This window comes from Halopseudomonas sp. (genome assembly GCF_036960865.1).
GTDB lineage: Bacteria > Pseudomonadota > Gammaproteobacteria > Pseudomonadales > Pseudomonadaceae > Halopseudomonas.
Genome location: NZ_JBALWE010000010.1, coordinates 153,220 through 168,543, shown reverse-complemented (window position 1 = coordinate 168,543; position 15,324 = coordinate 153,220). Strand labels below are relative to the sequence as shown.

The 15,324-nt window shown below is 63.1% G+C and carries 11 protein-coding genes; 6 read left to right on the top strand and 5 right to left on the bottom strand.

Annotated features, from left to right (window positions below; genetic code table 11):
• Positions 1-27: 27 nt before the first annotated feature.
• Genes recC through recD form a run of 3 tightly spaced genes read left to right on the top strand, consistent with a single transcriptional unit; the run spans position 28 to position 9,235 of the window.
• Entirely contained in the window at positions 28-3,501 is a 3,474-nt protein-coding gene (gene recC, locus V7747_RS15295) for an exodeoxyribonuclease V subunit gamma (protein WP_335616875.1), read from the top strand.
• Positions 3,498-7,157 (top strand): exodeoxyribonuclease V subunit beta, encoded by a 3,660-nt coding sequence (recB, locus tag V7747_RS15290; protein ID WP_335616874.1) that lies wholly within the window; start codon positions 3,498-3,500, stop codon positions 7,155-7,157. Before recC ends, recB begins: the two co-directional genes overlap by 4 nt.
• Positions 7,154-9,235 (top strand): exodeoxyribonuclease V subunit alpha, encoded by a 2,082-nt coding sequence (gene recD, locus V7747_RS15285; protein WP_335616873.1) that lies wholly within the window; start codon positions 7,154-7,156, stop codon positions 9,233-9,235. The genes recB and recD overlap by 4 nt, the downstream gene beginning before the upstream one ends.
• Positions 9,236-9,244: 9 nt before the next feature.
• Here the strand turns inward: recD and V7747_RS15280 are convergent, their stop codons facing one another.
• Both V7747_RS15280 and V7747_RS15275 read right to left on the bottom strand, forming a co-directional pair.
• Complete coding sequence (locus V7747_RS15280) at positions 9,245-9,832, bottom strand: NADPH-dependent FMN reductase (protein WP_335616872.1); 588 nt, start codon at positions 9,830-9,832, stop codon at positions 9,245-9,247.
• On the bottom strand, positions 9,829-10,686 hold the full coding sequence (locus tag V7747_RS15275; RefSeq protein WP_335616871.1) for a sterol desaturase family protein: 858 nt from the start codon (positions 10,684-10,686) through the stop codon (positions 9,829-9,831). The genes V7747_RS15280 and V7747_RS15275 overlap by 4 nt, the downstream gene beginning before the upstream one ends.
• 69 nt (positions 10,687-10,755) lie before the next feature.
• Between V7747_RS15275 and V7747_RS15270 the strand changes: the two genes are divergently transcribed.
• The gene (locus V7747_RS15270) at positions 10,756-11,715 is read left to right on the top strand and encodes an AraC family transcriptional regulator ligand-binding domain-containing protein (protein WP_335616870.1); all 960 of its coding nucleotides are present in this window, start codon (positions 10,756-10,758) and stop codon (positions 11,713-11,715) included.
• A gap of 271 nt (positions 11,716-11,986) precedes the next feature.
• Here the strand turns inward: V7747_RS15270 and V7747_RS15265 are convergent, their stop codons facing one another.
• The 3 genes from V7747_RS15265 to V7747_RS15255 all read right to left on the bottom strand — a co-directional run bounded on the left by V7747_RS15265 (position 11,987) and on the right by V7747_RS15255 (position 14,153).
• A complete protein-coding gene (locus V7747_RS15265; RefSeq protein ID WP_335616869.1) occupies positions 11,987-12,310 on the bottom strand; it encodes a hypothetical protein in 324 nt (107 codons plus the stop codon).
• A 170-nt stretch (positions 12,311-12,480) separates the two neighbouring features.
• Complete coding sequence (locus V7747_RS15260) at positions 12,481-13,152, bottom strand: gamma-glutamyl-gamma-aminobutyrate hydrolase family protein (protein ID WP_335616868.1); 672 nt, start codon at positions 13,150-13,152, stop codon at positions 12,481-12,483.
• Complete coding sequence (locus tag V7747_RS15255; RefSeq protein WP_335616867.1) at positions 13,149-14,153, bottom strand: amidoligase family protein; 1,005 nt, start codon at positions 14,151-14,153, stop codon at positions 13,149-13,151. Before V7747_RS15255 ends, V7747_RS15260 begins: the two co-directional genes overlap by 4 nt.
• 163 nt (positions 14,154-14,316) lie before the next feature.
• Here V7747_RS15255 and V7747_RS15250 point away from each other — a divergent pair, with 163 nt between their 5' ends.
• Both V7747_RS15250 and V7747_RS15245 read left to right on the top strand, forming a co-directional pair.
• Positions 14,317-14,508 carry a hypothetical protein gene (locus tag V7747_RS15250; protein WP_335616866.1) on the top strand — a complete coding sequence of 64 codons (192 nt, stop codon included), beginning with the start codon at positions 14,317-14,319 and terminating at the stop codon, positions 14,506-14,508.
• Between the two features lie 36 nt (positions 14,509-14,544).
• Complete coding sequence (locus V7747_RS15245) at positions 14,545-15,240, top strand: TetR family transcriptional regulator (RefSeq protein ID WP_335616865.1); 696 nt, start codon at positions 14,545-14,547, stop codon at positions 15,238-15,240.
• Positions 15,241-15,324: the final 84 nt, after the last annotated feature.

Genomic DNA, 15,324 nt, shown 5'->3' with positions numbered 1-15,324 from the left:
CCGCTTTCCCCGCAGACAGGAGCTTTGATGCAGGACGCCGACAGCCTTTCCCCCGGCCTGATGATCATTCACGGCAACCGCCTGGAAACCCTGCGGCAACTGGTGGTGGACTGGACGGGTACGCACCCGCTCGGCCCGCTGGAGAACGAGGTGATACTGGTGCAGAGCAACGGTATCGCCCAGTGGCTGCAGATGGCCCTGGCGGCGGACCCGGAGCAGGGCGGCAGTGGCATCGCCGCCGCGCTGGACGTGCAGTTGCCGGCGCGCTTTCTGTGGGACAGCTACCGCGGCGTGCTGGGCCGTGACGCCGTACCGGAGCAGTCGCCACTCGACAAGCAACCCCTGCTCTGGCGACTGATGCGCCTGCTGCCGGCGCTGCTTGAGCAGCCAGCGTTTGCGCCCTTGAAACGCTTTCTCGCCGACGACAGCGACTGCCGCAAGCGTTATCAACTGGCCGAACGCCTGGCCGATCTGTTTGACCAGTATCAGGTATACCGGGCCGACTGGCTGAATGATTGGGCGGCGGGGCAGGATCGCATCGGGCTGGCCCGTGAAGGCTACCGCCCACTGGCGGAGGAAGAATTATGGCAGCCGGCGCTATGGCGCGCGGTGCTGGCCGATGTGGGCATCGAGCGTTTAAGCGACAGCCGTGCCGGTATTCACCCGCGCTTTGTCGAGCACCTGCTGAACGCCGAGCAGCGCCCCGCGGCGCTGCCACGCCGAGTCATTGTTTTCGGCATATCCTCGTTGCCGGCACAGACGCTGGAGGCGCTAGCGGTGATCGGGCGCTTCAGTCAGGTATTGCTCGGCGTGCTCAACCCATGCCAGTTTCACTGGGGCGACATCGTGGCCGACCAAGACTTGCTGCGGCACCAGTATCGCCGCCAGCAGCGCAAGCCCGGTGCGCCCGTTGAACTCGACGACAGCAGCCTGCATCAGCACGCCCATCCCTTGCTTGCCGCCTGGGGTAAGCAGGGGCGTGACTACATCAATCTGCTGGATCAGCACGATGAGCGGGCGGCCTATGAGGCGCGCTTTGCCGACCTCAACGGCGGCCGCGTTGACCTGTTTGAGGCGCCAACAGAACACAGCCTGCTGGCGCAGTTGCAAAGCGATATTCTGGAACTGCGGCCGTTGGCGGAAACCCGCGCGCACTGGCCGCCCCTGCAGACCGCAGAGGATCATTCGCTGCGCTTTCACATCGCGCACAGCCCGCAGCGTGAAGTCGAGATCCTGCATGATCAGTTGCTGGCTGCCTTTGCCAGCGATGCCACGCTGAAACCGCGCGACATTATTGTCATGGTGCCAGACGTGAACACCTACGCCCCGCACATTCAGGCGGTATTCGGTCAATACAGCGCGGAGGACCCGCGTGCCATCCCCTATACCCTGGCCGATCAGGGCCAGCGCGGCCAAGAGCCGCTGCTGATTGCCCTGGAGCACCTGCTGCGTCTGCCCGATAGTCGCCTGCCGGTGAGCGAGGTATTTGACCTGCTCGACGTGCCGGCACTGCGCAACCGCTTTGCGTTGAACGAAGCGGAGCTGCCCACCTTGCATCGCTGGATCGAGGGTGCCGGCGTACGCTGGGGGCTGGATCAGCAGCGGCGCGAGGCTTTGGGCCTGCCCGCCGGTCTGGAGGCCAACAGCTGGCGCTTCGGCCTGCGCCGCATGTTGCTCGGCTACGCCGGCGGCAGCGCTGGCGCCTGGCAGGAGATAGAACCCTTTGATGAAATCGGTGGCCTGGATGCCGCGCTGATCGGTCCGCTCAGCCAATTGCTGCAGCAACTCGATCGTCACGAGCAGCAACTGCGCGAACCGGCCGCGCCGGTGATCTGGGGTGAGCGCCTACGCCAGTTGCTGGCAGATTTTTTCAGCGCCGACACCGAGCGCGATCAGCTGCTGCTGGCGCAGCTGCAGGAGAGTCTGGCCAACTGGCTGGAGCTGTGTGACCGGGTGGCGCTGGACAGCCCCTTGCCACTCAATGTGGTGGCCGAGGCCTGGCTGGATGGCGCCGGCCAGTCGCAGCTCAGCCAACGTTTTCTCGCCGGCGCGGTGAACGTCTGCACGCTGATGCCGATGCGCGCCATTCCGTTCCGGCATATCTGTCTGCTGGGTATGAACGACGGCGACTACCCGCGTGCGCAGCCACCGCTGGATTTTGATCTGATGGGGCGCGACTACCGGCCGGGCGACCGCTCGCGCCGCGAAGACGACCGCTACCTGCTGCTTGAGGCGCTGCTGTCGGCCCGTGACAGCCTGTATATCAGTTGGGTAGGGCGCAGCATTCGCGACAATAGCGAACGCCCACCCTCGGTATTGATCGGCCAGCTGCGTGACCATCTGGCGGCGGGCTGGCAACTGGCCGATGGCGGTGGTCTGCTCACAGCGCTGACTACCGAACACCCGCTGCAGCCGTTTAGCCGCAGCTACTTCGATGCCGACTCCGAGCTGTTCAGTTATGCCAGCGAATGGCGCGCCCTGCACGACGTTGCGCAGCTAGCGCAGCAGAACGCAGCGCTGCCGGCACAGGCGCTGGAGGCCCCTATCGAGTTGGCTGCGTTGCAGCGCTTTCTGCGGCACCCGGTCGAGCATTTTTTCACTACTCGGCTCAAGGTCTGGCTGCAGGAGCAGCACAGTAGCGCCGAGGATGATGAGCCCTTTGCGCTCGACGGCCTGCAGCGGCACCAGCTCAGTCAGTGGTTGCTCGAGCAGGTGCAGCAGGCCCCGCTCGACGCCGACTGGGACGCGCTGCTGGTGCAGGAGGCTGCGCGGCTGCAACAGCGCGGTGAACTGCCCCTGGCCGGATTTGGTGATTTGCTGCGCGAGCAGTTGCTCACCCCCTTGCAGGATCAGCTGCAGCGGTATCGCCAGCAGGCGTTGCTCTGGGATCAGGTGATGCCCCATCCGCTGGCGTTGGAAGCCAGCGCGCCCGGTATCGCCGTGGTCAGCTGGCTGGCAGCTGTGCGCAGCTCACGCGAGCTGGGTGGGCTGTTGCGGCTGCAACTGATGACCGGCAACGCGCTGGATGGCAAGGGCAAAGCCCCGCGTTGGCGCAAATTGCTCAATGAACTCAGCCTGCATTTGCTGGCGGCTGCCAGCGGCTATCAATTAACCACCTGCCTGGTCAGTGCCGATGCCAATATTCAACTGTTGCCGCTCGAGCAGTCGCGGGCGGTAGCCATTCTGCGTGACTGGCTGCTGGGCTGGCAGCAAGGCCTCTGCCGGCCGTTGCCGGTCGCGGTGGAGACCGCGTTCAGCTTTCTGCTGGAAACCGATGAAGACAAGGCCCTCGACAAAGCGCGCATCACCTACGAAGGCTCAGGCTACGTGCTGGGCGAGCGCGACAAGAGCGTGGCGCTGCAGCGCAGCTATCCCGATTTTGCCAGCCTGCTGGCAACCGAAGAGTTCGCCGGCTGGGCCGAGGCACTGTACCGGCCGCTGCTCAGTGCGCGTGATGATGGCTGGCTGGAGTTCAGTCTGGCTGGGGAGGGCGCGTCATGAGTACGCTTGAGAGCCGTTTGCCGCTGGCCCTGCGCTGCCCCCTGCGTGGCAGCCGGCTGATTGAAGCGAGCGCCGGCACCGGCAAGACCTTTACCATCTCGGCGCTGTATTTACGCCTGGTACTCGGGCATGGCAATGAACACAGCGCCTTCGGCCGTGAACTGCTGCCGCCGGAGATTCTGGTGGTGACCTTTACCGATGCCGCGACCCAGGAGCTGCGCGACCGCATCCGGGCGCGGCTGGTCGAGGCTGCGCAGGCGTTTCGCGGTGAGCTGGCCGACCCGGACCCGCTGCTGGCGCACCTGCTGGCCGATACTGACACGGCGCACTGGCCGAGCTGCGCGCGCAAGCTGGATATCGCCGCGCAGTGGATGGATCAGGCGGCGGTCTCCACGATTCACAGCTGGTGTCAGCGCATGCTGCATGAGCATGCCTTCGACAGTGGCAGTCTGTTTACCCAGACGCTGGAAACCGATCAGCGCGAGCTGTTGGCTGAGGTCGCACGGGATTACTGGCGGTTGCAGTGCTATCGCCTGCACGGCGCGGCACTGAACTGGGTCGATAGTCACTGGCAGCAGCCGGAACTTTTGCTGGGCCGCGCGCGGGTACTACTTGATCACCCGCCGGCTGCAGCAGAGCAGGATTTGCAGGTCTTGATCGATAGCGGTCTGCAGCAGGCGGCGCAGCAACTGGCCGAACTCAAGGCGCCCTGGCGGGGCTGGGTGGATGAGCTGGAAGCGCTGTTGGAGCAGGCGCGCGAAGCCAAGGCGTTCAACGGCACAAAAATGAATCGTGGCCATCTGGCGGGCTGGCTGGACAAGCTGCGCAGTTGGGCGACCGATGCCGATCAGCTCAAGCTGGATATTGGCAAGGGCTTTGAGCGGCTGACGCCAGACGGCTTGGCGGAAATCTGGAAGACCGGCTCACCGCCAACGCATCCGGCGCTGGATGCCATGGTTGGGTTGCCGGCCGAACTGGCGGCCATTCGCGGCCCGGAGCAGGCGGCGCTGCGCCACGCTGCCGCCTGGATAAAACAGCGCTTCGAGTCTGAAAAGCGTCGCCGTGCGCAGATGGGGTTTGACGACATGCTCACCCGTCTGGACGCCGCTCTGCAGGGTGACAACGGCGAGCGGCTGGCGCAGGTGATTCGCCAGCAGTTTCCGGTCGCGTTGATCGACGAGTTCCAGGATACCGATCCGCTGCAGTACCGGATTTTTGATCGTATCTACCGAGTCGAGGAGAACGACCAAGGTACGGCGCTGCTGCTGATCGGCGACCCCAAACAGGCCATCTATGCCTTTCGCGGTGCCGATATTTTCACCTACTTGCGTGCGCGTGCCGCCACCGCCGGGCGACATGAAAACCTGGATACCAACTTTCGCTCCAGCGAGCCCATGGTGGCGGCAGTGAATCGCGTGTTTGCGCACGCCGAGGCGCAGTTCCTCCGGGGCGCCTTTTTGTTCCGCCAGGGAAATGACAACCCGCTGCCGTTTTTGCCGGTCAAGGCGCGTGGGCGCAGCGAGGTGTGGAGTATCGCCGGCCAACCTGCGCCTGCGCTAACGGCTTGGTATCTGCCCAGTGAGGCGCCGTTGAGCGGCGAGGCCTATCGTCAGCAGATGGCCGAACGTTGTGCCAGTGCCATGGCGGACATGCTGCTGGCCGGCCAGCGCGGCGATGCCGGTTTTGCGCATCCCGAGCGCGGTCTGCAACCCGTGCGGCCAGCGGATATGGCGGTGCTGGTGCGTACCGGGCGTGAAGCGCAGGCGATTCGCCAGGCACTGGCTGCCCGCGGCGTGCGCAGCGTCTACTTATCCGACAAGGATTCGGTGCTCAACACCCAGCAGGCGCAAGACTTGCTGCGCTGGTTGTGCGCCTGCGCTGAACCGGGCAACGACCGTCTGCTGCGCGCTGCCCTGGCCAGTACCACCCTGGGCCTAAGCTGGGCTGAGCTGGAGTTGCTCAATCAGGACGAGCGGCTGTGGGAGCAGCGCGTGGATCAGTTCCGCGACTACCGGCGGCGCTGGCAGCGCCAGGGTGTGCTGCCGATGCTGCACAGGCTGCTGCACGACTTCCAGTTGCCGGCGCGGCTGTTACTGCAGAGCGACGGCGAACGCAGCCTGACCAATCTGCTGCATCTGGCTGAACTGCTGCAGCGCGCCGCGCGCGAGTTGGATGGCGAGCAGGCACTGATTCGCCACCTGCGCGAGCTTATTCAGCAGGCCGGTGAGGGCGCTGGCGACGATCAGGTGCTGCGCCTGGAAAGTGACGCCGAGCTGGTCAAGGTGGTGACCATTCACAAATCCAAGGGACTGGAATATCCGCTGGTATTTCTGCCCTTTATCAGCCACAGCCGGCCGGCAAAAAAAGGCGAGCCGGTGCGGGTGCACGATGGTGAGCGCGTGCGGCTGGAGTTGGAGCCTGATGAGGCGACGCTGCGCCAGGCCGACCAAGAGCGCCTGGGCGAAGACCTGCGCCTGCTGTATGTAGCTTTGACCCGCGCCAGGCATGCCTGCTGGCTGGGGTTGGCGGACCTCAAGAGTGGGCAGAGCAAGGCCTCGGTACTGCACCGCAGCGCTATCGCCTATCTGCTGGCCGGTGGCGAACCTTTGCCGGCCAGCGACGCCCTGTCCGACTGGCTGCAGGCCTGGCAACCCGACGGGGCGGTGTTGAGTGCCGCGCCGGCACCTGAGATGGGTCAGCAGCGCTATCAGCCGTTGCTGGCGCAGAGCGCCGAATTGAGTGCGCGCACGCCCACCCACAAGCGTTTTGCTGCCTGGTGGATTGGCTCCTACAGCGCTCTGACCATCAGTCACGACCAACCGCTATTGCCGGTGGATAGCGCTCTTGCCGAGCGCATGACCGACGACGAGCGTCAGTCGCGCTTTGTCCCGCTGCGCAAGGGTGAGCCGCCGAGCATTCACCGCTTCCCCCGCGGTCCGCAGCCGGGCACCTTTCTGCACGGCCTGCTGGAGCTGGCTGCGGCGGAAGGCTTTGCGGCGTTGGCTGCACCTGAAAAGGCGCTGGATTGGCTTTATCCGCGCTGTCAGCGGCGCGGTTGGGGCGAGTGGGCTGGCTGTCTGAGTGAGTGGTTGAGCGATCTGTTGCGGCGCCCGGGTCTGGTACCAGAGACGGGGCTGGCGCTGGCAGCGCTGCAGCCCGGCCAATACCAGAGCGAGATGGAGTTTATGTTCAGTGCGGCCCACGTCGATGTGCAGCAGATCGATCAACTGGTCTGCGCGGATACGCTGGATGGCGTTGCGCGCGCGCCCTTGCAGCGCGACCGGTTGAACGGCCTGTTCAAGGGCTTTATCGACCTGGTGTTCGAGCATGACGGGCGTTACTACGTACTGGATTACAAATCCAACTGGCTGGGGCAGGGGCCGGCGGATTACAGCACTGCCGCCATGGCTGCGGCGATGGCTGAACACCGCTACGACCTGCAATACGTGTTCTACATCCTGGCCCTGCACCGGCAGCTGCGCGCACGCCTGCCGGATTACGACTACGACCAGCACATGGGCGGCGCGCTCTACTGGTTTATGCGTGGGGTAGAGTCCAGCAGTGGCGGGCTCTGGCAGGATCGCCCACCGCGCCGGTTGATAGAAGCGCTGGACCGGCTGTTCGCCGGCCAGCCGCTAACGGAGGTCAGCGCATGATAGAAGATCAGCTCGACCTGCTCGGCCAACCTGCTGCCGAGCCCCCTGCTGAAACGGACGCTGCTCTTTTGAGCGACAGCGCCGCGCTGCTGGAGCTGCTCGGACAATGGCAGGCCAACGGTTGGTTGCGTGCGCTGGATATCGCGCTGGCCGAGTTTCTGCGGGAGCAGGTGGCCGATACCCCGGCCAGCGTGCTGCTGGCCGCCGCGCTGGTAAGTCATCAGCTTGGCCATGGGCACGTCTGCCTGGACTTGCCCGCGACATTGCAGGCGCCGGATTTCGCCCTGTCGTTACCGCCGGAAGGGGAGAGTGCCGGTAGCACCCTGCTGCCGTCGCAGCTGCTGGCGGGTATGCGCTTTGAACAGTGGCAGGCTGAGCTGGCGCGGAGCAAGGTAGTCGATGCACAAGACAGCGCACAGTCGGGTTGCCGCCCGTTGGTGCTCATCGGCCAACGCGTGTATCTGCGCCGTTATTGGCAATATGAGCGGCAGGTGGTGGCTGGCTTGCGCGAGCGCCTGCAGCCCATGCCGGTGGCGGACGATCTATCGCAGCGGCTGCAGGCATTGTTTGCCGACAGTCAGCAGCAACCCGATTGGCAGCGTATTGCCTGCGCGCTGGCTGCACGCGGTCGCTTCAGTATCATTACTGGCGGCCCCGGCACCGGCAAAACCACCACAGTGGTGCGGTTGCTGGCGCTGCTGCAGGCGCCGGCGGTCGAACAGGGCCAGCCGCTGCGAATTCGCCTGGCGGCGCCCACCGGCAAGGCGGCAGCGCGCTTGACCGAATCCATTGGCAAACAGGTCAGCAAACTGCCGGTCGCTGATGCCGTAAAGAAAGAGATTCCCAAAGAGGTTGGCACCCTGCACCGTCTGCTCGGCAGCCTGCCGGACAGCCGGCACTTTCGCCATCACGCGGGCAATCCACTGGCGCTGGATGTGCTGGTGGTGGATGAAGCCTCGATGATTGACCTGGAAATGATGGGCTGCGTGCTGGCGGCGCTGCCGCCTGGCGCGCGACTGATTCTGCTGGGCGACAAGGACCAGCTGGCCTCGGTCGAGGCCGGTGCGGTGCTCGGCGACCTCTGTCGTGACGCGGACTCCGGTTACTACAGCGAGCAAACCCGCGATTGGCTGGAGCAGGTCAGTGGCCAGTCGTTGGCACAGGCTGACTTGCAAACGGGTGATGCGCAACAGCACGCGCTGGCCCAGCAGACCGCTATGCTGCGGCACTCCCACCGCTTTGGTGCGCAAAGCGGCATTGGCGAGCTGGCGCGGGCGGTCAACCGCTGCGCCGCCGAGCCGGCCCGTGAGCTGCTCAGCCGCGGCAACTTCAGTGATATTCGCAGCCAGCGGTTGAGCGGTCCGGGTGACCGGGCATTCGCTGCCCTGGTTCTGGGTAGTGACACCGGCCTGCCCGGTTACGCCGCCTATCTACAGGTGCTGGCGCAGCAGCGACCTGATGCGCAGGTAGCCGCCGCCGACCCGCAGTGGCAGGCCTGGGCAGGTGCCGTACTGCAGAGCTTTGAGCGCTTCCAGTTGCTGTGCGCGGTGCGCCGCGGTGACTGGGGCGTTGAGGGGGTTAATCAGCGGGTCGCGACACTGCTGCAGCGGCGTGGCCTGCTGCGCAGTGATCAGCTCTGGTACGAAGGTCGTCCGGTGCTGGTAACCCGCAACGATTACAGTCTGGGGTTGATGAACGGCGATATCGGCATCGCCCTGCGCATTCGCGAGCCTGCTTTGCTGTCCGGGCAGGCTGAGACCGAAGCCCTGCGGGTGGCCTTTGCGCGCAACGATGGCAGTGGCGACATTCGCTTTGTATTGCCCAGCCGCCTGCCGGAAGTAGAAACCGTATTTGCCATGACGGTACACAAGAGCCAGGGCTCTGAGTTTGAGCACGCCGCGCTGGTGTTACCCGAGGCGCGCAATCCGGTGCTGACCAAGGAGCTGGTCTACACCGCGATCACCCGTGCCAGCCGGCATTTTACCTTGCTGGAAAGCCGCCCCGGGGTGTTCGAGGCGGCGGTGCAGACGCCGGTAAGGCGCATCAGTGGGCTGGATCTGAGTCCAGACGCCGGCTGATGCGGCGCATCACATGCCGTTCATGAAGTCCGCCGGTGGCGTGCGATGTTTCTCGTGCAGCTCGTGCATGGCGCCGGCATAGTCCAGCAGCAGTTGCAGTGACCAATCTGCGCGCGCGCGGATACGTTGATCGTCCTCGCCCCCCGCCTGTTCGCCCATGACCGATTCGACATGCCGAATGATCAGGTGCTCCGGCAGATAGCACAGCCGGCAGTTCTTGTAGCTGGAGCTGCGCAGCTCGGCAATCGGATAAGCGCCGCCCTGCCCGCTGGAAACCGCCACCAGCAATCCTGGCTTGTGCGCCAGTTCGCGGCGGCCGGCGTAGAGGAACAGGTTCTTGACCGCCGGGCAGGCCATGCCGTGCCACTCGGGGCTGATCACCACGACTGCCTGCGCCGCGTGCAACTTCTCGGCCATGCCGGGCCAGGGGTTGTTGTCCGCCTCCGCCGGCCAGAGCGGCAGAGGCTCGGCGGCCAGATCAATGATGTCGCTCTCGGCGCCTAGGGCTTGCAGCCGGGCAGCCAGATAGTGGGCGACCTTGCTGCTCTGGGCGTCTGGGCGGTTGGAACCGGCGATAAGGGTGATGCGTAAACTCATGAAGAAGCCTCTGTGGTTGGCGCGGCGGGCTTTTTTCGGCGCGCCGGCTTGCGCACCAGCGGCCAGAACAGCTCCTGCTGCCAGCTCGCCGGACGGATATTCTCGATACCGTACTCAGTTGGGCGCCGACGGGTAATCTTGGCGGTGCCGAAGAGTATGTCCCAGAAGAATAACAGGTTACCAAAGTTGCCCTTGTAGTTGGTCACGCCGTCGTCGGCATTCAATCCGTGGTGTGCAGAGTGGGTGGCTGGAGTGGAGATGGTGCGTTCAACCAGCCACATCAGCGGTTGCAGGGCCTTGATCTTGTACAGCTTGGCATCCCAGGGCACGCTGCTGTGGGCGCCAAAGATCACACTCAGTTTGATGATCAGGTAGAAGAAGTAGACGTGTGCCAGGCCCATGTAGATCAGCATGCCGGAGAACCAGATCCCGGGCATCAGCAGGTAGTAGAAACTGTTGTTGCGGTAGACGATGCGGATGCTCATGTATTTGGCCGAGTGGTGGGCGCGGTGCAGGTCATACAGCCAGGGCACGCGGTGCGCCAGGCGGTGCCACCAGTACTGAGTCATGTCATCGAGCAGCAGGAACAGGGCAAAGCCGGCAATCCACGGAATGCCTGCGAGGCTGTCTTTCCATTCCGGCAGAAATAGCGCCATCAGCGCCGCGGAGGCAAAGGTAATGGCCGGTACTGTCACGCCCAGCAGCAGAGTCGAACCTATGGTTTCGAGCAACGCATCGCGGCGCTCGCCCTTGGGCTGGAAAAAGCGACCGAGTACCAGTTCCAGGGCGATGAAACCAAAGAAGATGGCGGCGACAACTAGGGTTGGGTTCAGGTTTGTTATTGTTGTTTCCATGCTAACCTCGTTGAGCATTGGCTATTAGTCAGGACATAACAATGAAAAGCCAAATCGGGTCTCTCCAACATGCGCACTGAGGACAAAAACCTAGTCGAAGCGGCCAAAATTCCTGCTCAGCGTTATCACCACGGGCCTGTGGGCCAGGTGCTGCAGCGCTTTCTGAATCAGCAAGGTGCCTTGCAAGACGACTTCAGCCTGATTGAACTGGAACAGCTCTGGCAGCGTGCCGCTCAGCACGACCCAGCCATCGGCCTGCACCTGTTTTCCTTGTTTACCCGGCAGGACTGGCACGTATTGGCCTACATGGGCTTTTTTGCCGCGAATGTACGGCAATCGCTGGATAGTTGGGTGCGCTACGCCGGACTGGCGTCGGCCATGGACCGGGTGCGCTATGTGCAGGATGGCGCGCGGATTGGTGTGCAGATCAGTCTGGATGTGCCGTCGTCACTTGAGCGTTATCTGGTCGAACACTACATGACGATGGCGCTTACCCAGTTGAGGGATGCGTCGGGGCATCACTTCATGCCGTTGCAGGTGAGCTTCCGACACCCGCGACCGGACTATGTGCTGGAGTATTCAAGGCTGTTTGGCGAGCCACTGCGTTTTTCGGCCGACGCCAACGAGTTGTGGTTCGATGAGGCGACCCTCGCGCTGCCCATGCTGGGTCGAAACCAGGCCTTGTTCGAGGTGGTTTGTTGCGAGCTGGATCGCCGGCTATCACAACAAGAGCGTTTTGGTGGGGTTGCAGGCAAGGTGGCTGAGCTGGCTCGCCAGCAGATGCTCCAGGGGCAAACGCCCACGCTGGAGACGTTGGCCGCCAGCCTGCATCAAACGGCGCGCACCTTGCGGCGGCGTTTGCAGGAGCAGGGGCTGACCTTTCGCCAGTTACTGGATACGGTACGCGCCGAGCTGGATAGCTACCTGGACATGCAGGGCCTGAGTCGCGCCGAGATTGCCGAGCAACTGGGTTACGGTGATACAGCGGCGTACCTGCACGCGCGCAAGCGTTGGGCGGTGGAGCTTTAACCTATCCGATCTTGTTCGTCGGGTTACTGTCTGCTTTAACTGCACGGTGACAAAAACCTACGCCAGAAGCCAGGCAGGCCAAAGTCTATGCGAACTCTCCTGGCGGGGATCGGCAGGTATTTGTAGCGGCTTTTGAGCTCAGTCGAACAGACTTTTCGTTGTATCACGCTGCAGTTTTGCAACCGCTTGTACTCCAGCAGCATGCCCTCCCGGGGGATGCTGGCCTTAAGCAACAGCTACATAGGATCTTGCCTTGAAGGGGCGGCTCAACTCAGCCGAAATAGTCCTGCATCCAGTCAAACAGCGTGGTGCTGCTCATGTCCGCCAGTGGCATTTGCTTGAATTCACCGCCAACTTCCTCTTCCCGCGTCACGAACTGGTAGAGCACCACACCCGGCTGCTGGTCATGCAGGATCAGGGTGATGCGGCGCTGGGTGCGCAAGCAGTCCAGGGTGAGCACATCGGCGGGGATGCCGACATCGCGCATGCTCTGACGCACCTCTACCACCGGGTTGATGTGCTGATGCGCCGCTTGAATCTTTGTATGGGCATCGTTGACCAGATCGGAAAGGGTTTTCAACGGATCGGCGGACATGGGTTACTCCGGCGTGAATGGTTGGCAGGGAATGACGGGCAGGTCAACGGCACAGTTTTTTTCTGCGGCCAAGCAGATACGGTGGCGGAGTTTGGATGCACACCTGGAGTTAGGCAAGTCTGCCAAGTGCTGATATTCAAAAAGCACCGTGGCCAAGGCGTTTAACGTTTTTAGCCCATCTCCCGCGCCGCCGTCACCAGAGCTTTAAACAGGCGCCGCTGCCGGCGCATGAACAGCAGAAACTCTGGATGCCACTGCACGCCCATCACAAAGCGCCGCCCGGGTGCTTCGATCGCCTGGGTGATGTTGTCCAGATCGCGTGCACTGATCACCAGCCCTTCGCCCACCTGATCAATCGCCTGATTGTGCAGACTGTTGATCTTGCCGCGCTCAACGCCCAATAGGCGAGCGAGGTGGCTGTCGGGTACCAGGCAGAGGGTTTTCAGTGGCAGCAGGGTACGCCGGTTCGAGGTCAGCTTGCGGCGTGATTTCAAGTCTTGGAACAGGTTGCCGCCGCAGCGCACGTTAAGCAGCTGGGCGCCGCGACAGATGCCCAGCAGGGGGAGCTGCCGAGCCAATGCCTGATCGATCACGGTGGACTCCAGTTGGTCGCGTGCAGCATCGTACTTGGGATGGACTTCGGGCTCGGCGGCGTAGAGCACTGGGTCGATGTCGTGGCCACCGGTAACAACCACGCCCTGATAGTGATGCCCCCGCGCTTCATCGCCTGGCCGCAATTGCAGTGGTTCGCCGCCGTAAAAGCGCACCGCTTGGGCAACCAGAAAGCGCGGGCCCACCGCCCCCTTGGCTGGGCCGGTAATGGCGATAACCGGCTTATTCATGAAGCATCCGGCAGCCAATCGCTGACCAGGCGCTCAGGCCAACTGTCCAGTAGGCGACCAAGGCCCTGCCCCAGATGGGCCTGATAGGCACTGCAGCAACCCTGCAGACGGTCCTGATCATTGGCCAGCTTCTCTACCTCCAGCCAGTCGTTCCAGGCTGGGGTCAGATCCCAGCCGGGTTGATCGATCAGGCAGTCGGGCAGGCGATAGTGAAAGGTCGGACGTGCCTTGATCAGTTCATCCTGGGTGTGGGCCAGCACTCGGTCCTCGTCCAGATGTCGGAATAGCGGCAGCATGTCGAGCGCGCGGTTACGCGTCGGATTGTGCTGCAGGTAGTCGTCGATCAGCGTTGGCAGGTCCGGCCAGTAATCGGGCGCGGTCACCTTGCGCACGTAGGCGCCGGGGAAGGGGTCCACATAGGTGGTCAGTCGCCGCGCAAAATTGATGCGCGCCCGCTCATGAATCCAGTCGTACAGGCACAGGAAGGCTTTCAGATAGGCGGTCAGCGTGCGCGCATCGGTAGCGGGTACCTCGGGGTTGAATTGCATGCCAAAGGCATTGGTCAGGCGGTCAGCGGTGCCCTTGGCGCCGGCATCGCGCAGCAGTGCAATCAGCTCGTTGATCACGCCCAGGCGATCCAGTGGCAGGGGCGGGCTGACCAGTTCGTAAGGCACCAGGGATTCGGCCACCCACATGATGGCGTCTTCGGCGGAGCTTACCAGTTCTGCGGACGCGGGGTCCTGTGGGCGCTCGGCGCGGCCCATTTTCTTCAGCAGGCTGGAGTCGAGTTCAACAATCCAGTCGCCAGCGGGATCACCCGTTAGGGTGCGTTCGTAGCGACTGGTCTGCTCTACGCTGCAGCCACAATGTTCGGCGACCAGGCGGGTCAGGTGGTCGAGTTCGATGCCGTTCATCTCCAGCTCGACCCCGACGCGCCGCTGTGCGCCTTCGCTGGTTCGGGTCAGCGGGGGCAGGGTGAGCGCGCTTGGCTCGGGCGGCATGGTTTTATCTCCCCTTTAATGGATGCTCAATGCAGCCTAACACGCGGCTGTTCTGAGTGCGCAGCGCAACGCGGGTTCGCCGCTGCATGTGCGCGTACTTGGTGTAGAATCCAGCAATAATCTTTTTTACCTTTTTGTCCTTACCCTTTATTGACAGGTAACCATGAGCAAATTATCCGAGTTTCGCGCAGCCGAGCGTCTGCTCGCCGACCAGTTGGCGCAGCTGGAGAAGATGAAGCAGGACGTCGGGCTTAAGGAGGAGCTGGCCTTCAATGACGAGTTGAAGACCTTGATGAAAGAGTACGGCTATGGGGCACGCGAGGTGCTGCAGATTCTTGATGCGGCTCCACGTTGAGTCCGATCATGCTCCTAACCGACAGGCCGTTGTCTCATGGCTGAAGCCCGCAAGACTGGCACTCGCCCGGCGGAGGCGCCCGGCAAACGCGCATTGATGGATGCTGCGGTGCGGCTGGCTGCCAGCAGCCGCTGCATTACCAGCCTGGGCCTGCGTGAGCTGGCGCGTGAGGCGGGCCTCAATCCGAATACCTTCTACCGCCACTTCCGTGACATGGATGATCTGGGCCTGCAGTTGCTGCGCGAAAGCAATCAGACATTGCGTGCGCCCTTGCGCAGCCTGCGTCGCAAGGCGGCGCGACAAAGTATTGCTGACACCACCCTCGATCCCGCAGAGGAAGAGGCGCTGCGCGGTCGACGGGTGGCGAGACAGACGGTCAAACTCTACTTTGAATATGTACTCAAGCACCGTGATCGCGTGGTTATTGCCTTGCGCGAGCTGCACGGTCCGTCTGAATTGCTGCGCGCCGAACTGCGCAAGCAGATGGATGGCTTTGCCGAAGATATGGCCGCCGACGTGCAGGCACTGGGGCTCGCGCCCAAGGACATCAGTCCGGAGCAGATCAAGGTGATTGCCACCTTGCTAAGCCGCAATCTGCTCTATCTGTCGCTGGACTACATCGGCGAACCCGAGCGTCGGGAGGCCATTCTGGAGTTGGCTCACGAGCAGATCACCATGCTCTTTGCTGGCGCTTACCTGCTGCAAAGCAGGGCGAAAATCGACCGGCGATAGGCGGTCAACGTCGGCAAAGCCGCCTGCTCGCAGCGGTAGCGCGATTTCCCTAATGGCGCTCTAGTGGCTATGATGTAGCGCAGC